General features: G+C 65.4%; 20 protein-coding genes. 7 read left to right on the top strand and 13 right to left on the bottom strand.

Annotation, left to right across the window (positions count from 1 at the left end; translation table 11 throughout):
• The first annotated feature begins 51 nt into the window (after nt 1-51).
• Entirely contained in the window at nt 52-597 is a 546-nt protein-coding gene (locus tag L5G33_RS19375) for a sugar O-acetyltransferase (protein WP_308191536.1), read from the top strand.
• Between the two features lie 55 nt (nt 598-652).
• Here L5G33_RS19375 and L5G33_RS04750 read toward each other — a convergent pair whose 3' ends face one another.
• From L5G33_RS04750 to L5G33_RS04740, 3 genes are all read right to left on the bottom strand, one after another.
• Nucleotides 653-1474 (bottom strand): ABC transporter permease, encoded by an 822-nt coding sequence (locus tag L5G33_RS04750; protein WP_236997007.1) that lies wholly within the window; start codon nt 1472-1474, stop codon nt 653-655.
• A complete protein-coding gene (locus L5G33_RS04745) occupies nt 1474-2415 on the bottom strand; it encodes an ABC transporter ATP-binding protein (RefSeq protein WP_236997006.1) in 942 nt (313 codons plus the stop codon). Before L5G33_RS04745 ends, L5G33_RS04750 begins: the two co-directional genes overlap by 1 nt.
• A 131-nt stretch (nt 2416-2546) precedes the next feature.
• Entirely contained in the window at nt 2547-3155 is a 609-nt protein-coding gene (locus tag L5G33_RS04740) for a TetR/AcrR family transcriptional regulator (RefSeq protein ID WP_236997005.1), read from the bottom strand.
• Between the two features lie 44 nt (nt 3156-3199).
• Between L5G33_RS04740 and L5G33_RS04735 the strand changes: the two genes are divergently transcribed.
• On the top strand, nt 3200-4378 hold the full coding sequence (locus L5G33_RS04735) for an oxygenase MpaB family protein (RefSeq protein ID WP_236997004.1): 1179 nt from the start codon (nt 3200-3202) through the stop codon (nt 4376-4378).
• Between the two features lie 18 nt (nt 4379-4396).
• Here L5G33_RS04735 and L5G33_RS04730 read toward each other — a convergent pair whose 3' ends face one another.
• Entirely contained in the window at nt 4397-5008 is a 612-nt protein-coding gene (locus L5G33_RS04730; protein ID WP_236997003.1) for a class I SAM-dependent methyltransferase, read from the bottom strand.
• Between the two features lie 150 nt (nt 5009-5158).
• Nucleotides 5159-5782: an LGFP repeat-containing protein gene (locus L5G33_RS04725; RefSeq protein ID WP_236997002.1), complete on the bottom strand. Its 624-nt coding sequence runs from the start codon at nt 5780-5782 to the stop codon at nt 5159-5161.
• 225 nt (nt 5783-6007) lie between these two features.
• Here L5G33_RS04725 and L5G33_RS04720 point away from each other — a divergent pair, with 225 nt between their 5' ends.
• Entirely contained in the window at nt 6008-6868 is an 861-nt protein-coding gene (locus L5G33_RS04720; protein WP_236997001.1) for an alpha/beta fold hydrolase, read from the top strand.
• Nucleotides 6869-7006: 138 nt separating this feature from the next.
• Nucleotides 7007-8449, top strand: coding sequence for an MFS transporter (locus L5G33_RS04715; RefSeq protein ID WP_372476858.1), 1443 nt, complete (start codon nt 7007-7009; stop codon nt 8447-8449).
• Nucleotides 8450-8524: 75 nt separating this feature from the next.
• Here L5G33_RS04715 and L5G33_RS04710 read toward each other — a convergent pair whose 3' ends face one another.
• The 6 genes from L5G33_RS04710 to L5G33_RS04685 form a co-directional block, all read right to left on the bottom strand.
• Entirely contained in the window at nt 8525-10759 is a 2235-nt protein-coding gene (locus L5G33_RS04710) for an NADP-dependent isocitrate dehydrogenase (protein WP_236996999.1), read from the bottom strand.
• 356 nt (nt 10760-11115) lie between these two features.
• Nucleotides 11116-11856, bottom strand: coding sequence for a MerR family transcriptional regulator (locus L5G33_RS04705; RefSeq protein ID WP_236996998.1), 741 nt, complete (start codon nt 11854-11856; stop codon nt 11116-11118).
• A gap of 9 nt (nt 11857-11865) precedes the next feature.
• Complete coding sequence (locus L5G33_RS04700; RefSeq protein ID WP_236996997.1) at nt 11866-13365, bottom strand: flavin-containing monooxygenase; 1500 nt, start codon at nt 13363-13365, stop codon at nt 11866-11868.
• 12 nt (nt 13366-13377) lie between these two features.
• Nucleotides 13378-14301, bottom strand: coding sequence for a ferritin-like domain-containing protein (locus tag L5G33_RS04695; protein WP_236996996.1), 924 nt, complete (start codon nt 14299-14301; stop codon nt 13378-13380).
• Between the two features lie 30 nt (nt 14302-14331).
• Nucleotides 14332-15237: an SDR family NAD(P)-dependent oxidoreductase gene (locus tag L5G33_RS04690; RefSeq protein ID WP_236996995.1), complete on the bottom strand. Its 906-nt coding sequence runs from the start codon at nt 15235-15237 to the stop codon at nt 14332-14334.
• Entirely contained in the window at nt 15234-16238 is a 1005-nt protein-coding gene (locus L5G33_RS04685) for an alpha/beta hydrolase (protein WP_236996994.1), read from the bottom strand. The genes L5G33_RS04690 and L5G33_RS04685 overlap by 4 nt, the downstream gene beginning before the upstream one ends.
• A gap of 146 nt (nt 16239-16384) precedes the next feature.
• Here L5G33_RS04685 and L5G33_RS04680 point away from each other — a divergent pair, with 146 nt between their 5' ends.
• From L5G33_RS04680 to L5G33_RS04670, 3 genes are read left to right on the top strand one after another with little or no spacing between them, the layout of a single operon-like run.
• Nucleotides 16385-16921 (top strand): hypothetical protein, encoded by a 537-nt coding sequence (locus L5G33_RS04680; RefSeq protein WP_236996993.1) that lies wholly within the window; start codon nt 16385-16387, stop codon nt 16919-16921.
• A complete protein-coding gene (locus L5G33_RS04675) occupies nt 16918-18351 on the top strand; it encodes a flotillin family protein (RefSeq protein ID WP_236996992.1) in 1434 nt (477 codons plus the stop codon). Before L5G33_RS04680 ends, L5G33_RS04675 begins: the two co-directional genes overlap by 4 nt.
• Nucleotides 18333-18794: a carboxymuconolactone decarboxylase family protein gene (locus L5G33_RS04670; RefSeq protein ID WP_236996991.1), complete on the top strand. Its 462-nt coding sequence runs from the start codon at nt 18333-18335 to the stop codon at nt 18792-18794. Before L5G33_RS04675 ends, L5G33_RS04670 begins: the two co-directional genes overlap by 19 nt.
• A 15-nt stretch (nt 18795-18809) precedes the next feature.
• On the opposite strand, the gene L5G33_RS04665 is transcribed toward L5G33_RS04670, so the two are convergent.
• Entirely contained in the window at nt 18810-19145 is a 336-nt protein-coding gene (locus tag L5G33_RS04665) for a GNAT family N-acetyltransferase (protein ID WP_236996990.1), read from the bottom strand.
• On the bottom strand, nt 19138-20127 hold the full coding sequence (locus L5G33_RS04660; protein WP_236996989.1) for a pirin family protein: 990 nt from the start codon (nt 20125-20127) through the stop codon (nt 19138-19140). The genes L5G33_RS04665 and L5G33_RS04660 overlap by 8 nt, the downstream gene beginning before the upstream one ends.
• Between the last annotated feature and the right edge of the window lie 6 nt (nt 20128-20133).

Here is a 20133-nt window from a genome sequence, read left to right as displayed (position 1 = left end):
CGTAGGTCGCGCGCGGCTGGCATCCTCGTCGGCATGCGCGAGGAACGACGGATGCCGACCCGAACTCCCGAATCCAAGGCGTTCGCAGCGCGCGTTCAGACCGTGATGACGTTGTGCGCCGAACTCAACGCGTTGGCCTTTACCGACACGGCCGGCCGCGCCGCGAAGTTCACGCAGATCTTCGGGCGACCGGCCCCGGACTCGCTGTCGATTCTGCCGCCCTTCTACTCTGACTACGGCCTCCACACCTCGTTCGGCGACCGCGTGTTCATCAACCAGGGCTGCTTCCTACTCGACTACGGCGGCGTCACCATCGGCGATCGGGTACTGATCGGCCCGCGCGTCACGCTGAGCACCTCCGGGCACCCCGTGGAGCCCGACGAACGATTCGACTACATCACCCACGCGCCGATCGTCATCGAAGACAACGTGTGGATCGGAGCGGGCGCCACCATCGCACCCGGTGTCACGATCGGACACGACTCCGTGGTCGGTGCGGGCACCGTCGTCGCGAAGGACGTCCCCCCGTTGAGCGTCGTGACGGGCACGAACACGGTGGAACGACGGAAGCTGAACGCTCCGTCGTCTCGGTACTAGCAACGGTGGCACTCGCACCGTTCCCCAGGAGCGGTTCGAGTGCCAACGTTGCGGCTTATACGTCGCGCCGGCGGAGCATCACCCACGCGACCGCTAGGACGGCAGCCACTTCGACGGCGAACACACCGAACCCGGGCCACGCCGACAGGAGATCCGGTGTGAACGGGACGGGAGTGGAGATGGCCTGCCCCGCGTTGCCTGGCATCAGCTTGCCGAGCCATTCTCCGAAAGCGCCCGGCACCATCATCACCATGTTGCCGAGGATCAGGATGACGGCGAGCACGACGGTGATGGTTCCCGCGGTGTGTCGCACGAGGAATCCGACTGCGACACCGAGCAGGGCGATGCCCGCCAGGAACAGGCCGCTGCCGTACATGGACCGCGCGACTGCGCCGTCGAACGACAACCCGATGCCTTGAGCATCGAGGAAGTAGTTGCCCCCGAAGTATCCGAGCAGTGCGGTGTAGGTGCCGACCACGAACATCAACGAGCTGACGAGCAGCGATTTCGCGAGCATCACCCGGCCTCGCGACGGGACGGCGGCGAATGTCGCCTGCACCATGCGGGTGCCGTACTCGTTGGTCACACAGAGCGCGCCGATGACCACCGCGCAGATCTGGGCGACCATCATTCCCCACGTGATGAACGACCCGGGCGCCTCGTCGGCGGTGTCCGAGGCGAGCCATTCGGCATTCGCGGCGCACAGGACGACGGTGAGACCGGCTCCGAGCACCACAGTGGCGCCGAGCGTCCACCAGGTTGAGCGGACCGAGAACAGTTTGATCCATTCCGCACGGAGCACGGCTCCGAATCCGGGAGCGGCGGACTCGGCGAACGTCGCGTCGACGGGCCGGGCCGGCATGGTTGCGGTAGTCATCAGAAGGCTCCTTCGAGCGTCGGTTCGGCTGCGGATCGGTCCAGGTGCGCGTGATATTCGACGGCGTCGGCGGTCAGGGTCATGAAAGCCTCCTCGAGTGAGGACTGCACCCCCGACAGTTCGTGGACGCGGACGCCCGCGTCGTACAGCACGTCGCCGACCGACGATGCGTTCACGTTGTCGATGCGCAGTTCGTCACCGACCGGGGCAGCGTTGAGTCCGGCCCGTGCCAGCGCTCGCCGGGCGTCGGCGGGTTCGGGAGTCCGCAGCCGTACATAGCTGGGGGCGTGATCGGTCATGAAGTCCGTCATGGACGCGTCCGCGAGAATCGTTCCCTGTCCGATGACGATGAGGTGGTCAGCCATCAGGGACATCTCCGCCATGAGATGGGAGGAGACGAAGACGGTACGTCCCTCGTCGGCGAGTTGCCGACAGAGTCGCCGCACCCACCGGATTCCTTCGGAGTCGAGACCGTTGACCGGCTCGTCGAGGATCACCACGGGCGGATCGCCGAGGAGCGCCGCCGCGATACCGAGCCGCTGACGCATGCCGAGAGAGAATTTGCCTGCCCGCGTCGCAGCCACGCCTTCGAGTCCGACATGGTCGAGGATCTGTCGTACCCGTGCATGCGAAATGCCGTTGCTCGCGGCAAGCCACCGCAGGTGCCCGAGCGCGGATCGGCCGGGATGCACCGCGTGAGCTTCGAGCAGTGCGCCGACTTCGCGCAGCGGCGCGGCCGACTCCGCGTACGGGTGACCGTTGACGGTGACCGAGCCGGAGGTGGGGCGATCCAATCCGAGAATCATCCGCATCGTCGTCGACTTCCCGGCGCCGTTCGGGCCGAGGAACCCGGTCACCTTCCCCGGTCTCACCGTGAAGTCGATCCCGTCGACCGCGGCCTTGTCGCCATATCGTTTAGTCAGTTCGTGTGCTGAGATCATTGCCGGGCTCCGTCGTCGAGGTTCATCATCACGATGAAACTAACGCTGACCAGCAGGTACGCACATCCGGGAGCGCCCTGACCCCGACCCTGGTTCACATATCAGGGGTTTCCCGGGGCCGGTGGGCCGGCTCATTTCGTGAAGGCTGCCAACAGCATGCGCGCGGCGACCCCGACCAGAGCGTCGCGGTCCGCGTCTGGTGGGCGGAACAGCGCGATTCGCAGACACAGACTCGCGGTGGCGCCCATCGTGAGAAAGACGAGGTCGTCGAGTTCGCGGCCAGTCAGGTCCGGGCGGAGTCGCGCCGGAATCACGCGGGCCAGCGCAAGCAGTGGACCCTCCGCGTCGGGCCAGAGCCGCGCCTCATCGCTCGCCGTCATCGTCACGGACAGAATCGGCGTGTGGCGTTCGAATGAAGACGTGAGGGCCTCGACGACGGTGACCATCGAGTCGACCGGTTCCTGTCCGAGCGCGGCACCGACCCCGGCTGCCAGATCCGCGCTGATGTCACGGACCGCATTCGACCGGAGTTCCTCAATGAGCGGATCCATCGATGCGAAGTATCGGTAGACGGTACCTATGCTGACGTCGGCGTTGTCCGCGATCTGCTGCGTCGTCGGGCGTGTACCGGGATGCTCCTCAAGCAGCCGCACCGCTTCGGACAGTAGACGTTCGCGCATCGCGATGCTTCGCTGTTGGCGTGGCGTCGCTCTCCCGGCGGGGCTCCTCGGTGGTGTCATGAAAGTGAATAGTAAGTGAGGATTCCTCGTGTTTGACTGAATCCATGCCAACGCAGCCCCCAACCGAACTCGTCGAGACCGATACCGCCGTCTATCGGTTCGGCCCGGCAGGCGCACGGTGGCTGGATGCGATGTGGGACGCCGACCCACTCGCCGACGCCGTCGTGAACGACGATTTCCTCTCCGGCTCCGCGACACAGGCGGTCACCGCCGCACTCGCCGACGGCATCGATGCGTTCGACGACGCACCACCGTCCCTGCGCGCCTTGTTCGCGATGCTCGACGACGAGCCCGCATGGGTCGATCACGCAGCGATGGATCGCGCAGCGGACGCTCTCGTCCAGCACACGGCGACGCTCGGGATCGTCTTGGGCGCCGCGTCGCTCCTACGCGGGGCGGGCAACACGATCGCGGGCAAGCCGCTGGCGCAGACCGGTCGCTACGTCTCGCAGCCCGCGGTCCGGTCAGTCGAAGTCGGTGAATGGCTGCGCAAGGTCATCAGTCCCGGCGGCATGCGCCGCGACGGCGACGGGTTCGCCTACACCGTCCGCGTACGCGTCATCCACGCTCACGTCCGTCGCGGCCTCCGCGCGGCCGGGCTCTGGAACGACGAGGCGTGGGGCGTCCCGATTCCTCAGCCGTACATGGCGTTCACGATCGCCGAGTTCGGGCACGTCGCGATAGACGCTATGGAGAAGCTCGGCGTCCGGTTCACCGATCGGGAACTCGACGACATCTACCATCTGTGGCGGTACGTCGGACACCTCATCGGCGTCGACGACCATCTGAATCCGCGGTCGGCCGCCGACCACGTCCGCGTGGAAGACCTCTACCGGCTGACCTCCCCCGGGCCTGGCCCAGACGACATTGAGTTCGTCACCGCGCTCACCGACGACTATCTGGTCCCCGAACTGTCCGCGGTCCTGCCTGTTCCGGACCGATGGCGACGCTCGACGGCCGCGTCGCTGATGCGAAGCCTGCAACGGCTGTTCCTCGGCGACGACGCCGCCGACGAACTGCACGTCGCACCGAGCCTTCTCACCGGATTGCTCGTGGTGATGCGTCCGCTGCTCTCCGCGGGCGAGAAGCTCCGCGTCATTGCGGCGGGCGGGCGTGACGAACTCGTCGCCCGCGGGTACCGGCAGCGTGACATCGAGATGGAACGCATGCGCTCTGCATACGACGTTCGACACCAGCTGGTCGACGACGCGCCCGGGGCCTGAGACCCGAAGTCCGGGACTCTAGGCACGACCGGGCGGACCGTAGGGTCTACGCCAGAGCACCGAGTACCGGAACATGGGCAGACGCTGCCACGTCGCGCCGGGCAACTCGTCGAGAACGTCGCCTCTGACCTGCGTATAGGTCTGCGGTGGCGGCCAGACGGTCGGAGCTGAATGCTCCCAGTATCCGTTGCGCCAGGACAGCCAACGGTGTTGGAAGACTCCGGCGACCGCGTATGCGTAGTCGACCGGATTCGACGGCCTCGCGAGTCCCAGGATAGCCAACACACCGCCCGGCGCGGTCAGGTCCGCGAGGCGCCGGAGCGCCGCCCGCGGATCCGGCAGATGATGGAACGTCGCCACCGAGGCGACCACATCGAACGTGTCGAGCTCGTAATCCATGACGTCGCCACAGATCCAGCGCACCCCGTCGATCTCGTCGCGTGCCGACCCGAGAACATGCTCGTCGACGTCGATCGCGGTGACGTCCCCGATCCGTGTACGAAGATCGGCGGCGAGCAGTCCGTTACCGGTCCCTACATCCAGCGCCGACCGAGCATCGTCGGGTACTGCGTCGAGCACCACGCGGTGATAGTGGATGTTGTGGTTCCATCGTCCGCGCGCACCGGTCACGTGGCCGACGGTACACCAGCAATTTCATCAGAGTCGTTTCGCGTATCTTCCCAATTCGCGCACAACCGCGATAAACCCCACCTGACCGGGATAAACGCAGAAATGCCCCGCCTGTGGTCGCAGACGGGGCATTCCGGAGTCGAAATCCGATTACTCGGTGTCGACGACCTTACCGTCGACGGTGACCTCGACCTTCTGAGTCTTGGTGTTATAGGTGATCTCACCGTGCTCGAAGGTCGACTTCTTCATGTCGCCCTCTTCGGTCTCGTCGCTGGTCGGTGCGCCCAACGGGCCCGCCGAACCGCCTTCACCGTCGTCGGACGGCTTGCCCGACTTGTCGCGGTCGACGTTCCACGCGTCGCGGATCTTGCCCCACGTGACGTAGGCGTTGTCGCCCTTCGCGGTGATGACGCCGCCGTCGAACTGCTGGAACGAGACGCCGTTCTCCCCCTTGCCGGACGCATCTTCGCCGGTCATGGGCTTGCCGAGGTCCGTCTTCTGCTTCTCGGTCGCCGACGAGTACTTCGCGGCGATCGGGCCGGTCAGCGTGACCTTCGATCCGTCCGCGGCGTCGAGTGAGACATCCTCGCTGTTCTCGGTTCCCGATGCCGACGCCGACTCCGAACCGCCCATGTCGGCGGACTGCTCGGTGGCGGTGCCCGACGCCTTCGAAGCGTCGTCGTCCTTGTCGTCACTGCATCCTGCGGCGACCAGAGTCGTCACAGCCAGAGCCGCGATGATGCCGGCCGAGCGACGGCGCACGATCTTCGTCATTTGATCCCCTTCAATTCTCTGTCACATCCGGTTCAGGTGAATGCGTCAGCATTGACCCCGCAATGAGGGTAGCGGGTATTACCGACCTCGTCACCGAACTACTAGGTTTCGATTTCGAAACATATTCAATCGAGGACCTCGCAAACCGGTCTCACCACCCCAAACAGGTGGCTATTCCGCCTATGTGTAGGTTTGAAATATCGAATGACAACTGAAGGAACACGAATGTCTGACATCTTGCCTGAGCCGTTTGTCATCGACCGCGGGTCGATGCGGATAGCCGGCGACCGATGGGTCGCTCAGGCATCGTCGAAGGCTCCGATCATGCTGCTCCACGGCGGCGGACAGACACGCCATTCGTGGGATCGAAGCGCATCCGCACTCGCGGCGCGAGGCCGCGACGTCTACACGATCGACCTCCGAGGGCACGGCGACAGCAGTTGGGCGGCCGACGGCGACTACGGCATCGACGCGTTCGTCGGCGACCTCCGCCACATCATCGAGACGATCGGGCGGGCACCGGTCCTCATCGGCGCGTCCCTCGGCGGAATCACCAGTCTGTGCACGGCGGGCGAGCATTCGGGCACCGCTGCCGCCCTCGTGATGGTCGACGTCGTCGTCCACGTCGAACCCGAGGGTATCGACCGGATCAAGGCGTTTATGACCGACCACATCGACGGTTTCGCGACACTCGACGAAGTCGCCGATGCGGTCACCGACTACAACCCCGGGCGTGAACGCCCCAGGAACCTCGACGGCCTCAAGAAGAACGTCCGACTCCACGACGACGGACGTTGGTACTGGCATTGGGATCCACAGTTCATCATGGCGTCCGGGAACGAACCCCGCCGCCACACCGATCCCGAACGACTCGGTGCCGCCGCACGACAGATCGACATCCCGACGCTGATCGTCCGGGGCGGACAATCGGACGTGGTCAGCGAAGCGGGCGTCGCCAAGATGCGTGACCTCGTCCCCCACGCCGACGTAGCCGACGTCAGCGCGGCAGGCCACATGGTGGCAGGCGACGACAACCAGGTGTTCGCCGCCGCCATCGACGACTTTCTCGACAAGTACGAGTTCTGACCTGCCCGTCCCCGCACACCCCAGCGGAATCGAGACTCCTCGAGCCGGTGACGAGGGACACTGCCGAATCGGCGGATCGAGCGGCATGGAATGACGCGGGCAGGCCATAGGGTTGACGATGAATAGTTGTCTAGAAAGTTGAAAACCCTGACTACGTCACAGCCGTACCCTCGGATCGCCGTCATAGTCCTGTGCGCGACAGGCATTGTCGTCTCGCTCATGCAGACGATCATCGTCCCGCTCATCCCCCAACTTCCCTCGCTCGTCGACACCACGTCGAACAACGCCTCCTGGGCGCTGACCATCACCCTGCTCGTCGGCGCTGTCGCGACACCGATCGCGGGCAGGCTCGGCGACATGGTGGGCAAACGGCGCGTGATGATCGCCAACATGGGGTTCGTCGCGGTCGGCTCGATCATCTGCGCGTTGTCGACCGCACTGATTCCGTTTCTCGTGGGCCGAGCCCTCCAGGGCATCGGTATCGGCACGATCGCCGTCGGCATCAGCATCCTGCGCGACATCGTCCCGGCCAACCGACTCGGGGCGTCGGTCGGTGCCATGAGCGCGTCCCTCGGTGTGGGCGGTGCGCTCGGGCTGCCGTTCGCCGCGATCATCGCCGAACACGTCAGCTGGCACGCGCTCTTCTGGGTCAGCGCGGCGACCGCCCTCGCCGGCGCCGCCGGGCTTCGCCTGTACGTCCCGGAGAGCCCCGAACGGTCCGGCGGACAGTTCGACATGTTCGGCGCCGTCGGACTCACCGCCGTCCTCACGTTCGTGCTCCTGCCCGTGTCGAAGGGCGCCGAATGGGGTTGGAGCGCACCGATCACTGTCGGGCTGTTCGCCGCGTTCGTGGTCGCCTCCGTCGTCTGGTGGCGGTGGGAGCGACGCGCGAGCAACGCCCTCATCGACCTGGACGTACTGACGAGCAGACCGATCATGTTGACGAACATTGCTTCGATCGCGACCGGCTTCGCGTTCTATGCGTCGCAGATGGCGCCGATCCAACTCCTGATGGCACCCACCGAGACGCCGGGCGGGGTCGGCATGAGCATGGTTCTCGCGAGTCTCGTCCTGATGCCGATGGGCGTGGTCATGTTCGGGTTCTCCTATGTCAGTGCATGGCTCACCGACCGCAGCGGCGCCCGCATCTCCCTCGCCCTCGGGGGCCTCGTGATCGGCGCAGGCTACGTGGTGTTCCTGCTCGCGTTGCAAGGCCCGTGGACCGTCAACTGGCTGTCCGTTCTGGTGTCCGGTGCGTTGGTCGGCGCGGGACTCGGTCTGGCCTACTCTGCGATGCCCGCCCTGATCATGCAGGTGGTCCCGACGTCGCAGACCGGCGAAGCCAACGGTGTCAACGCGCTGATGCGCGCCATCGGCACGTCGACGTCCACCGCGGTCGTCGGCATGGTGCTGACCGCGTCGACCGTCACGACGCACATGCGTGCGGGTGTCGTCGTGACACCGACGATCACCGCGTACTCGATCACGGTGCTCGTCTGCCTGGCGGTCTGTGTGGTCGCGTTCGTCAGCTCGATGGCCATCCCCAAAGCGAAGGGTCTCGTCGTCGACGACGTTCTCTGAATCAGCTCCTGGCCCAGTGCGACACTACGAAAGCGACCCCCGAGGATTCTCGGGGGTCGCTTTCGTGGTGACAGGTCAGCCGCGAACCGATTCGAAGTCCGCGTTCAGCGTTGCACTCGGACGCATCGCGGCAACCATCTTCTCGACGTCCGCCTCGTAGTATCCACCGAGATCGACCGGGTTGCCCTGCACCGCGGACAGTTCGTCGATGATCGTCTGCTGATCTGCGGCGAGCTTCTCGGCGAGCGGGGCGAAGTGCGCCGCCAGCTCAGCGTCGGCGGTCTGCGCGGCCAACTCCTGCGCCCAGTAGAGCGCGAGGTAGAACTGGCTGCCGCGGTTGTCGAGCTCACCGGTGGTGCGCGACGGCGACTTCCGGTTCGTCAGCAACTTGCCGGTCGCCGCGTCCAGGGTCTCGGCGAGAACCTTCGCCTTCGGATTGTCGTTCTTGCGGCCGAGGTCCTCCAGGCTCGCCGCGAGCGCGAGGAACTCACCGAGCGAATCCCACCGGAGGTGGTTCTCTTCGACGAGCTGCTTGACATGCTTGGGCGCACTGCCGCCCGCACCGGTCTCGTAGAGGCCGCCGCCCGCCATCAACGGGACAATGGACAGCATCTTGGCGCTGGTGCCCAGTTCCAGGATCGGGAAGAGGTCGGTGAGGTAGTCACGCAGGATGTTTCCGGTCACCGAAATCGTGTCGAGGCCGCGCCATGCGCGCTCGAGCGTGTACCGCATCGCGCGAACCTGCGACATGATCTGAATGTCCAGACCCTCGGTGTCGTGGTCCTGCAGGTACTTCTTGACCAGGGTGATCAGGTTGTTCTCGTGCGGGCGGTACGGATCCAACCAGAACACGGCCGGCATGCCCGACTCGCGCGAGCGGGTCACGGCGAGCTTCACCCAATCGCGAATCGGCGCATCCTTGACGATGCACATGCGCCAAATGTCACCGGCTTCGACGTTCTGCGACAACAGGACCTCGCCGGTCGACGCGTCGACGATGTTGGCGATGCCGTCTTCGGGGATCTCGAAGGTCTTGTCGTGCGATCCGTACTCTTCCGCCTTCTGCGCCATGAGACCGACGTTGGGGACGGTGCCCATGGTGGTCGGGTCGAACGAGCCGTTGGTCTTGCAGAAGTTGATGATCTCCTGGTAGATGCGGGCGAACGTCGACTCCGGCATCACCGCTTTGGTGTCCTTTTTGCGACCGTCGGCGCCGTACATCTTTCCGCCGATGCGGATCATGGCGGGCATCGAGGCGTCCACGATCACGTCGCTCGGCGAATGGAAGTTCGAGATGCCCCGTGCCGAGTCGACCATGGCCAGTTCCGGACGGTGCTCGTGGCAGCGGTGGAGGTCTTCGATGACCTCTTCCTTCTTCGACGCCGGCAGGGTCTCAATCTTCTCGTACAGGTCGGCCATGCCGTTGTTGACGTTGACGCCGAGCTCGTCGAACAGGTCGCCGTGCTTGGCGAACGCGTCCTTGTAGAACACCTTGACGCAGTGACCGAACACGATCGGATGCGAGACCTTCATCATCGTGGCCTTGACGTGCAGCGAGAACATGACGCCGGTCTCCTTGGCGTCGTTGAGCTGCTCTTCGTAGAAATCCAGGAGCGCCTTCTTGCTCATGAACATGCTGTCGATGACGTCACCGTCGTCGAGCGGCACGGTCTTCATGAGGTGCGTCTGACCGTCGGGCGTGACCACCTCCATGCGAGCCTCACACGCATGGTCCATGATCATCGACTTCTCACCGGCGTAGAAGTCGCCGTGCGTCATGTGCGCGACATGCGACTGCGACGCCATCGACCACTTGCCCATGCTGTGCGGGTTCTCACGCGCGTACTCCTTGACCGCCTTCGGCGCGCGACGATCCGAGTTGCCTTCGCGCAGAACCGGGTTCACGGCGCTGCCGAGGCACGCCGAGTAGCGGTCGCGGATCTGCTCCTCTTCGGGAGTCTTCGGATCCTGCGGGAAGTCCGGTACCGCGAAACCCTTCTCCCGCAGTTCACGGATCGCGGCGTTCAGCTGCGGCACCGACGCACTGATGTTCGGCAGCTTGATGATGTTGGTTTCCGGGGACTGCGTGAGACGACCCAGTTCGGCGAGGTTGTCGGGAACCTTCTGCTCGTCGGTCAGATAGTCCGGGAAGGTGGCCAGGATCCGAGAGGCGACCGAGATGTCGCTCGTCTCGACGTCGATCCCGGCGGGTTCGGCGAAGGTGCGGATGATCGGCAGGAACGCTTCGGTCGCCAGGCGAGGAGCCTCGTCCGTCAGCGTGTAGATGATCGTCTGCTTCGTGGAGGTCATTGGTGTCGCTGCCTCTTCTCGATCGTGTTCTTGTGGAACTCGTTGTATTCGTCGCTGACATTGTCCCGCTTGTTGTGACCTGGTGCGCCCGCTCCTCGATATTGCGAGGCAGCACACACACCGTTCGGCCACTGACCTGCGTCGCTTGCGGTAGGCAGCGGTACAGATCTGTCAGCGAATGTCAGATCGGTGAAATCGACTGGCGTCAACCGTCGATTCGCAGTGCCCGGGACGGCGTTGTCGAGCCGGACACTTCCACGAGAATCATACCCGCGAGACCGAACGATCCCTCGGCGGGTGAGCCGTGTCCGCGCGAGTCGGATCCTGACCAGCCGGGCGTCACTGACCAGCCGGGCCTACGGGCGGATCGGCCGGTGGGCCGTCTCCTCGTATTCGCGGAGTTGCTCGTCGAGCGCAGCATCGAGAGCACGGTCCAGCGCCGTGTACGCGTTGTCCGTGGCGGCCTGACGCATCGCTGCCAGGAGGTCGGTCACCCACGCGAGCTCGTCGGGCGTCCGCGGAACCCAGCCGACGCCTTCGCGGCGGATGAATTCGTCGTGGCCCGCACGCATCAGGACGCGCACCGCGTCCGACAGCTTCTCGGTGAACTCGGCGTGTGTGCGAACGACCGCCTCGAACGGCATCCCGCGGTCGATCAGGGTCGCGAGGTTGTCGACGATTCGGGCGTCGACGGCTTCGACGTCGGTCGTACCGTCGATCCTGCGCACGATGCCCGCACGCACGAGTTGGTCGATCGTTGCGTCGTCGGCCGACCCCAGTTTCGCCGCCACCTCGCGCGTCGTCATCCGACGACGCGGCTCGCGCGACCAGTGTTCGCCGAGCACGTCCGGGAGTTCCAAGGCCTCACCAACCCGCGCACGGGGGTTCGTCAGGAACGTCGCGATGTGTTTGAGGTTGAAGCCCTTGCCGAGGAGGTCGTTGATCGCCCGAAGGTTCGCCAGATGCCGTTCGGTGTAGATCGCCACTCGGCCGCGACGCAACGGCATCGGCAGCAGCCCGCGCTCCTGGTATCCGCGGATGTTCCGAGTCGTAGTGCCAGACTCCCGTGCGAGGTCGTCGATCCGGTACTCGGTCATCGGTCGAGCTTATCCCGACATGGCGGGCGCAGCGGCCCCGTGGGGAGACGATTCATGCACGAGAATCCGATAGTCGCGAAGATCCACGCGTGCCAACTGGTTGGTGAACTGTGTCGCGAAACCCGGGAACATGGTCGCGTTGAATCCGTCCTCGGTGAGGTACCAGCTCTGGCACCCGGAGTTCCAGGTCGTGGCACCGAGCCGCTTCTGAATGTTGCGGTTGTACTCGGTCTGAACTTCGTCACGGACGTCGAGCGCCTTCCACCCATTCTGTTCGAGCGTGGCTATCGCCTCCGTCAGATACTCGATCTGCGCCTCCATGTAGACGAGCGCCGAGTTGTGCCCGGGCCCGGAGTTGGGACCGAACGTGATGTGGAGGTTCGGGTACCCGGCGACGTTCACACTGCGGTACGCGTACGCGCCGCCCCGCCACTCGTCGGCGAGTATCCGGCCGCCTATCCCGGAGACGGGGAACGGCGTCGACTGCTTGCCGACCTCGAAGCCGGTAGCGAACACGATGACGTCCGCCTGATGTTCGACGCCTTCGACCGTGCGGATGCCCTTCGGCGCGATGCGCGCGATCGGCCACGTGACGAGTCGGCAGTTGTCCGCTTGCAACGCCGGATAGTAGTCGCTGGTCATCAAGAGTCGTTTGCATCCGGCCGAGAAATCGGGCGTCAGCTGTCGCCGTAGCCACGGGTCCTTGACCTGGAGACGGAGGTTGAGCTTGCTCACCGCTTCGACGACACGCGTGAGCGGTGTGTCCCACACGACGCCGAGAGCGACCGACTCGTGACCCCAGAACCACGCGGCCCGCGCGAGCCGCTGCGCACCTGGGATCCGTCGATAGATGCTCTTCGCGAACTCGCCGGTCTCCATGTCCACGCGCGGGAGGACCCACCCGGGCGTTCGCTGGAAGACTTTCACCGACGCGGCCTGCCGCACCAGATGCGGGACGATCTGCACCGCGCTGGCTCCGGTGCCAATCACAGCGACCTTCTTACCGGTGAAGTCGTAGTCGTGATCCCATCGCGCGCTGTGGATTCGGTGTCCCTCGAAGTCGTCGAGTCCGCGGATGTCCGGGTACGACGGGTTCGCGAGCGGTCCGGCCGCCATGATTACCGACCGCGCTTTCACCGCGCGCCGGCGGCCGGTGAAATTGACCGTCCACTCCCCCGCCGTCTCGTCATAGGAGAGCCCGCTCACCTCGCGGTCAAAGCGGATGTGGTCGGCGACCCCGAACTCGGCGACCATCGTGTCGATGTAGTCCAGGATCTCGGCACTGCCGGAGTAGGTGTGTGTCCATTCCGGATTCGGCGCGAAACTGTACGAGTACAGCTGGGACGGGATGTCGCACGCCGCACCCGGATAGGTGTTGTCCCGCCACGTCCCGCCGACGCGTTGCCCGCGCTCGAAGACGACGAAGTCGTCGATCCCCTTCTGCTTTAACTTGATTGCGGCGCCGATCCCCGCGAATCCGGCTCCGATGACAGCTACTGCGATCGCCATGTGTCGCCTCTCTCAGGCTGCCGGTTCGTAGGTGAGTTCCTGCGACCAGGTGGGGGTCCGGTGGACGAGTTCGAACGGAATCTTGCCGGTGATCTTCACGAGACTGTCCGCGACGAAGTGGTACGGGAGGTTGTCGCGGTTGGTCACCCACGAGCCGTGCAGGGAAACCAGACGGAACATCGGGAGCCGGTTCACATACTTGCTACGTTCGCCGACCGCACGGTACTTCTTCATCGCCCCGTAGAGCTTCTGCTCGTCGACCCCCATCGCGACGATGTTGTCGCGCATCTTGTTCAGCAACGGCATGTAGCTGAGAAATCCGATCATCAGCGACGGGTTGATCCAGCCGCCGACGAAGTCGGCGATCAGCTTGCGCACGTCCGCGTGGCCCAGCAAGTCCATCACCTCGTAGTCGACGGCGAGGTGCCGCGACTCGTCGGCGTTGATGTGGCGAAACACGTCCTGCGCGACCGGGTCCTTGACCTCGTCAGTGATGAACTTGATGAGCGCGCCGTCCAAGGCCACCTCGAGCATCGGGATCACCGTCCCGAGGAACGACAGGGACATGCCGTCGGAATGCTTGTCCAAGAAGTTGATGATCAACTGCACGTTGACGTTCGGCGATGGGATCTCGTCGCCGTCGAGCATCCCCCACCGACGCATCAGGGCCAGTTCGGCGTTCGCATGCTTCTGCTCCTCGGCGTGGAAATGCTCGTAGATGCTCTTGAGCGTCGGGTTCGGAGCCTTCTTGGCCATCGCCGCGAAACCCCGTGCGCCGACATTCTCGATCCACATCAGGTCCGAGAGGAACGGCTTGAGCTTGGCCCAGAGTTCGGGTTCGATCAGTTCCGCGCCGGGGGCGTCCCAGTCGATGTCGGCGAGCGCCCACTGGCGATCCTTGATCATTGTGAGCATGCGGTCCATATCCATGGCCATGACGAGTCTCCTTCGATGCGTCTGAACAGGTCAGTGCTGGTCTGCGTGTGCGGTGTCCGGTTGCGACGACGTGTCGGTGTGCTGCTCTTCGGGCAGCAGCCGGTTCAGCAGCCCGGCGCCCCAGGTGTAGGGCGTCGGGAAGTGGCGTTTGAGGTGCCAGATCACGGTGGCGTCGACCTGCGGCACCACGTAGAGCCTGCCGAGGTCGTTGGCGTCGAGCGTGGCCGCTGCGACGCTCTCCGGGGAATGCCCGGTCTTCTCCATGAGCCAGCCGGCCAGCCCTCGGCCGTTGTCGGTGATCCGGCCGTCGCGGGCGACGTGGGTCTTGACGAACGTCGGACACAGCACGGTGATGGCGACTCCGGTACCGCTCATCTCCGCCGACAGTGTCTCCGACACCGACATGACGCCTGCCTTGCCGACGTTGTACGGCCCCATCGTGGGGGCGGCCGCGAAACCGGCGGCCGACGCCACATTGATGATCCCGCCGCGACCCGCGCTGCGGACGAGAGGGGCGAACGTCTCGCACCCGTGGACCACCCCCCACAGGTTGATGCCGAGCGCCCAGTTCCAGTCGTCCATGCCGATCTCGCCAACCGGCAGGCCGCCGATGCCGACGCCCGCGTTGTTGATGACGAGGGTCGGCGGGCCGTCGAACTCGCGTCGTGCGACATCGGCGAGCTTGACGACGTCGTCGTGCACCGACACGTCGCAGACCTGTGCGAGGGCACGACCGCCGGCAGCGGTGATCAGGCGGACGGTCTCGCTGGCACGGTCCGGGTCGATGTCCGCGCAGACGACGTGACCGCCCCGGGCTGCGAGTTCGAGGGCGAAGGCTCGTCCGATACCGCTGCCCGCGCCGGTCACCACGGCGTTCGCGCCGTGGCTGCGTCGGTTTCGGACGAGGCCGGCCAGCAGTGAGTCGATGGCGGTCATGATGTCGCTCCTTGAACGGTACGACGCGAATCCAGTGCGTCGGTGATGAAGTCGCGCACTCGGAGGAGTGCCGCGTCGGGTTCGGGCCCCAGCCGCGGCAGCGCCTGGAACACGTGCATCTGTCCGGGCCATATCTCGGTGGTGACCTCGCCGCCCTGTGCGGCGAAACAGGAGGCGAAGTGCCGTGCGTCGGCCTGCAACATCTCCGCGCCGCCTGCCTGCACGAGCACCGGTGGACAGTCGGCCGCACCGGCGTAGTCGAGAGTCAGCCGAGGGTCGCTCATGTCTGCACCGACCGTGTACAACTCGACGAGGCCGCGCGCATTGGCCGCGGTGATCATCGGATCGCGGCGGACACGTTCGCGCTGCGCGGCGAGCCCGAAGGTCAGGTCGATGACCGGGGAGAACAGAACGACGCCTGCAGGCAGCGTCTGCTGCGCGGCAGCACGATTCAAGATGAACGTCGAGGCGAGGTGGCCGCCGGCCGAGTCGCCTGCGACGACGATGTCCGACGGTTCGTACCCGTGGCCGACCAACCAGTCCCACCCCGCGTCGACGTCGTCGGCCGCAGCCGGGAAGCGGAACTCGGGGGCGAGCCGATAGTCGAGCACGAATACGGGCAGCCCGGTGATCGCCGACAGCCGCGCCGCGAAGCTCCGGTGCGTCGACGGTGAGCACATCATGTAGGCGCTGCCGTGCAGGAAATAGATGACGCGTCTGGACGCGCGATCGGCGCCGGGGCCGTACACCCACTCCCCGCGCACGGGTCCGTCGTCTGGCCGAGTGCGCTCGTCGATCTTCTCGACGGTCGTGCCCGACGGCGTGGATCCGAACGCTCGCATGAGCGCGGCGATCGTCCGGCGCGACAGGCGGACCCCGGCGGCGTCGGTGCGGAGATGTCCGGTGAACGTTCCGACGCCGTATCTGGTGGCGACTGCGGCCAGCCGCGACCGCGTGGACGCTGTCGTGGGGACTCGCTGTGCGGTCCGCGTTTCAACCATGCCTGAATGTCACCACCAATCGTGCCAGTTGTCAATGGCACTATTGTTGGTGTCAGAGCCGGAGTGGACGGCGAACGCCCGAATGGCGTCGTTCACCCCGTGTGACAGAATGGAATCACGCCAAACACTGCAGAAACGGGGTGCCAGTGCTCGGAATCGTTCTTCTCGCCATAGGCCTCGTCGGCCTGTTCCTGACTCTCCTTTCGCTGATCGGCTTCGAGTTCGGTTCATTCGATATCCATCTCGGCGACTCGGGCGCCGGACTGGTATCCGTCGCGACCCCGTTCCTGACCGGCTTCGGTCTGCTGTCCGGTGGACTCATCGTCTTCGACATCACCAGCACGCCTCTCGCGTTGCTGTCCGGTGCGGTCGTCGGCATCCTGCTGGGCCTGGTGGCATTCGCGCTCCTCGGCTATCTCGTCGGTTCCGAGGAGGAACTGCCGTCCTACGACCTTGTCGGGTCGACGGTCCGCATCGTCGAACCCGTCGTGCAGGGCCGGTTCGGCACCGCCGAGGTCAGGACCCCGTTGGGCGCGCGACAGATCACCGTCACGTCCGATGAATCACTCGCCCACAACGAACACGCGGTCATCGTCGACAAGATCGATGGGCGCGAGAGTTTCCACGTCTCGTCGATAACGTTCGGCGAGACCACCCACCCCGAAGGGAATGAACACCTATGACCGCGATTATCACGGCTGTAGCCGTCGTCGCCGTCCTACTCGTCCTCGTCGTGCTCCTGCTCTTGTCGCGCTACCGCGTGCCCGGAGCCGAGGAAGCCTTCATCGTCACCGGCACCGGCAAGGGCCACCAGGGCAAGGTGTACCGCGGGACCGGTACGTTCGTCCTGCCCGTCGTACAGCGCGCGACGCGTGTCCAGCTGTCGTCGATCAAAGCCGATCTCGACACGTCGACGCCCGCCAACGACGGCATCGAGTTGAAGGTCCGCGGCGTCGCCGTGGTCAAGGTCGGCGACACCCCGGAGGACATCCTCAAGGCCGGTCCGCGTTTCGGCGACGACCTGAACCGCGTGAAGACTCTCGTCACCGAACAGCTGTCCGGTGAACTCCGTTCCATCGTCGGCACGATGACCGCCAAGAGCATCCTCGTCGACCGTCAGCAGCTCGTCGACCAGGTCGCGCAGTCGATCAAGGAGATCCTTGGGAACCAGGGCCTGCTCTTGGACAGTTTCTCCATCAACGACGTTCAGGACTCGGACGGCCAGTACTTCAGCGACCTTGCCGCCAAGGAGAGGTCCGATCAGGCCGCCATCGCCGCGCAGTCGCGCGCTGAGGCGCACCGGGTGGCCGAGCAGAGCCGCATCGCCAACGAGCAGGCGATCATCGAGCAGCAGCGCGAACTCGACATCCAACGTGAAGCCGCACGTCAGGCCACCGACCGCGCTGCGGCCGAAGCCGACGCCGTACGTCCGCTCGTCGAAGCCGAGCGTCGCCGCATCCAGGTGGAGAAGGATAACGAGGTCGCTGAGCAGAGCGCACGCCTGCGCGACACCCAGCTCGACGCCGAGGTCCGTCGCCCCGCCGAAGCCGACCTGTACGCCGCGCAACAGCGCGCCGAGGCCCGCAAGGCCGAAATCACCGCGGAGGCCGAAGCGAACGCGGCAGGCATCCGCATCACCGGTGAAGCCGAAGCGGAGGCCCTGGAGAAGCGCGCCGACGCGCTCGGCAAACTCGACAAGGTCGGTCAGCTCGAACTCGTCCTGAACAAGCTGCCCGAGATCGTCAGCGCTGCGTCGCAGCCGCTGGCCGACTCCAACATCACGCTGGTCGGCGATTCCGTCAGCCCGCTGACCCAGAGTGCCGGCACCGGCGTCGCGAGCACGCTCGAGGTGATCCGTTCGACCACCGGCATCGACGTCGCCTCGATGCTGGCCAACCTCGGCGAGTCGTCGGACGTCAACAAGTCGCTCGACGATGTTTTTTCCGGTCGTTCCTGCCCCCCTGGCGGGTCCCGGACGAGAATCGCGTTGCACAACGGTCGTGGTGCGACCGTTGTGCAACGCGATCACCAGGATGAGGGACAGGCCCGATGCGCACGAGACGTACGACGGGTTGAACGCACTACCCTGAACGCATGCCGACTCCCCGTGTGAAGCTCGACAAGCAGAATCCCGACATCTACAAACAGTTCGTCGCCACGTCCGTCGCGGTCGCCGCGGCCGCGGCCGCCGCCGGACTCGATCGACGCGTTGTCGAACTCGTCAACCTGCGATGCTCTCAGCTCAACGGGTGCGCCTTCTGCCTCAGCCTCCACCACGAGGACGCGATCACGGCCGGAGTCACCGAACAGCAGATCGCTGTGCTTCCCGCCTGGCGCGAAGCACCGTACCTGTACGACGATCAGACGAGGGCAGCTCTCGAACTGGCGGAGACGGTGACCGAACTCCCTGGTCCCGGCGATGCGAACTGCGCCTACGAGCGCGCCGCGGACATCCTGGATGCGGCGCAGATCGCGGCCGTCACCTGGGCGTCGATCACCATGAACGCATTCAACCGGGTGTCGATCATGAGCGAATACAACGTGCGCCCACGGTGACGGCGCGTCCGTGACCTACCGAGACTTCAGGAACGCGAAGATCTCGGGAGTCGGTTTGTCGACGATATCGCCCACCTCGTCGGCGTGCTTGTCCACATAGTGCGCGACGAGCGGGCACACGGCGACTACGCGCTGCCCCGCGGCACGAGTATCGGCCAGTGCGTCGCGTACCAGAGTCGAGCTCAGACCGCGGCCGGAGAACTCGTCGTCCAACTCAGTGTGTGGAAAGATGCGCTGCCGGTCACGGTCGACAAACTCGGTGAAGCCAGCGAGCTTCCCGTCGACGGTGATCTCGTATCGCCCGGCCTCATCGTTCCGGGCGACTGCGACCTGCTCAGTGGTCTCACTCATGGCGTGGTCTCCTTCTCGGCTTCAGCCGACTGGTGGGGAGCGGCGGTGCGGGAATCCGGTCATCGGGTTCCCAGCCACCCACTGATCCGAAACGCTGTGCGCCGCTCTCCCATTCCGTGCGGTAGGCGACGATCTCGTCGTGGTCGCGGCCGACGAAGTTCCACCACATGACGATGTCCTCGCCGAACGGGGTTCCACCGAGCAGAACGAGGCGAGCCGGGACGTCCGTTGGATTCTCCAGCGTCAACGTCGACGATCCGGGTCCGACGTAGGCAAGGCTTCCGTGTGAGATCTCGACGCCGGCGACGACGAGCCGTTCGGTGTCCAGGATCGCGCCGTGTTCGAATGTCGGATCCACCGCCAGGTCTGCCTTCGCGCGAGGCTCCAGGAGGATCTCGGCGCCGAGGAGCGGCGTCGCGGTGACAACCGGAGACCGCGAGCCCGCGAGCTCCCCGATGAACACCCGCATGCTTCCGACGGTCGTACCGTCGGCGGCCGTCAACGTCGTCGTGTCGGGTACGTGATGCTGGAATCCGTTCGGTTCGTCGCGTACGTCGTCGGGCAGCGCGAGCCACAACTGCAGACCGTGGAGGATGTCGGTGGAGTGGGTCGACACCTCGGAGTGGCTGATGCCGTGGCCCGCGGACATCAGGTTGATCTCGCCCGGGCGGACCATCGCGTTGACGCCTGCGCTGTCGCGGTGCTCGATCTCGCCCTCGAACAGCCAGCTCACGGTCTGCAGACCGGTGTGCGGATGCGGCAGCACACGCATCCCACCGCTGGTCGACACCGGCTCGGGGCCGTAGTGGTCGGCGAAGCACCACGCGCCGACCATCGAACGATCGCGAGTGGGCAAAGTGCGTCGGACGAGCATCGCGCGGATGCCGCCGAGCGGCACCTCACGCGGGGTCACCACCTCGACCCCTGCCGACGCTGTTCCCGAGCAGCTGATCTCTTGGGGCCGACTCTCGATATTGCTCATGCCGCC

The organism is Gordonia liuliyuniae, assembly GCF_021738805.1.
Taxonomy (GTDB): domain Bacteria; phylum Actinomycetota; class Actinomycetes; order Mycobacteriales; family Mycobacteriaceae; genus Gordonia; species Gordonia liuliyuniae.
Note: the sequence above shows the minus strand (reverse complement) of the source record. Positions and strands in the feature narration are given on the sequence as shown.

Bases quoted from the DNA above. Each gene is read 5' to 3' on its own strand.
- L5G33_RS04740 (WP_236997005.1), bottom strand. From the start codon at position 3,155: ATGACACCACCGAGGAGCCCCGCCGGGAGAGCGACGCCACGCCAACAG.
- L5G33_RS19375 (WP_308191536.1), top strand. From the start codon at position 52: ATGCCGACCCGAACTCCCGAATCCAAGGCGTTCGCAGCGCGCGTTCAG.
- L5G33_RS04710 (WP_236996999.1), bottom strand. From the start codon at position 10,759: ATGACCTCCACGAAGCAGACGATCATCTACACGCTGACGGACGAGGCT.
- L5G33_RS04705 (WP_236996998.1), bottom strand. From the start codon at position 11,856: ATGACCGAGTACCGGATCGACGACCTCGCACGGGAGTCTGGCACTACG.
- L5G33_RS04685 (WP_236996994.1), bottom strand. From the start codon at position 16,238: ATGGTTGAAACGCGGACCGCACAGCGAGTCCCCACGACAGCGTCCACG.
- L5G33_RS04660 (WP_236996989.1), bottom strand. From the start codon at position 20,127: ATGAGCAATATCGAGAGTCGGCCCCAAGAGATCAGCTGCTCGGGAACA.
- L5G33_RS04735 (WP_236997004.1), top strand. From the start codon at position 3,200: ATGCCAACGCAGCCCCCAACCGAACTCGTCGAGACCGATACCGCCGTC.
- L5G33_RS04695 (WP_236996996.1), bottom strand. From the start codon at position 14,301: ATGGCCATGGATATGGACCGCATGCTCACAATGATCAAGGATCGCCAG.
- L5G33_RS04675 (WP_236996992.1), top strand. From the start codon at position 16,918: ATGACCGCGATTATCACGGCTGTAGCCGTCGTCGCCGTCCTACTCGTC.
- L5G33_RS04725 (WP_236997002.1), bottom strand. From the start codon at position 5,782: ATGACGAAGATCGTGCGCCGTCGCTCGGCCGGCATCATCGCGGCTCTG.
- L5G33_RS04670 (WP_236996991.1), top strand. From the start codon at position 18,333: ATGCCGACTCCCCGTGTGAAGCTCGACAAGCAGAATCCCGACATCTAC.
- L5G33_RS04750 (WP_236997007.1), bottom strand. From the start codon at position 1,474: ATGACTACCGCAACCATGCCGGCCCGGCCCGTCGACGCGACGTTCGCC.
- L5G33_RS04745 (WP_236997006.1), bottom strand. From the start codon at position 2,415: ATGATCTCAGCACACGAACTGACTAAACGATATGGCGACAAGGCCGCG.
- L5G33_RS04690 (WP_236996995.1), bottom strand. From the start codon at position 15,237: ATGACCGCCATCGACTCACTGCTGGCCGGCCTCGTCCGAAACCGACGC.
- L5G33_RS04700 (WP_236996997.1), bottom strand. From the start codon at position 13,365: ATGGCGATCGCAGTAGCTGTCATCGGAGCCGGATTCGCGGGGATCGGC.
- L5G33_RS04665 (WP_236996990.1), bottom strand. From the start codon at position 19,145: ATGAGTGAGACCACTGAGCAGGTCGCAGTCGCCCGGAACGATGAGGCC.
- L5G33_RS04720 (WP_236997001.1), top strand. From the start codon at position 6,008: ATGTCTGACATCTTGCCTGAGCCGTTTGTCATCGACCGCGGGTCGATG.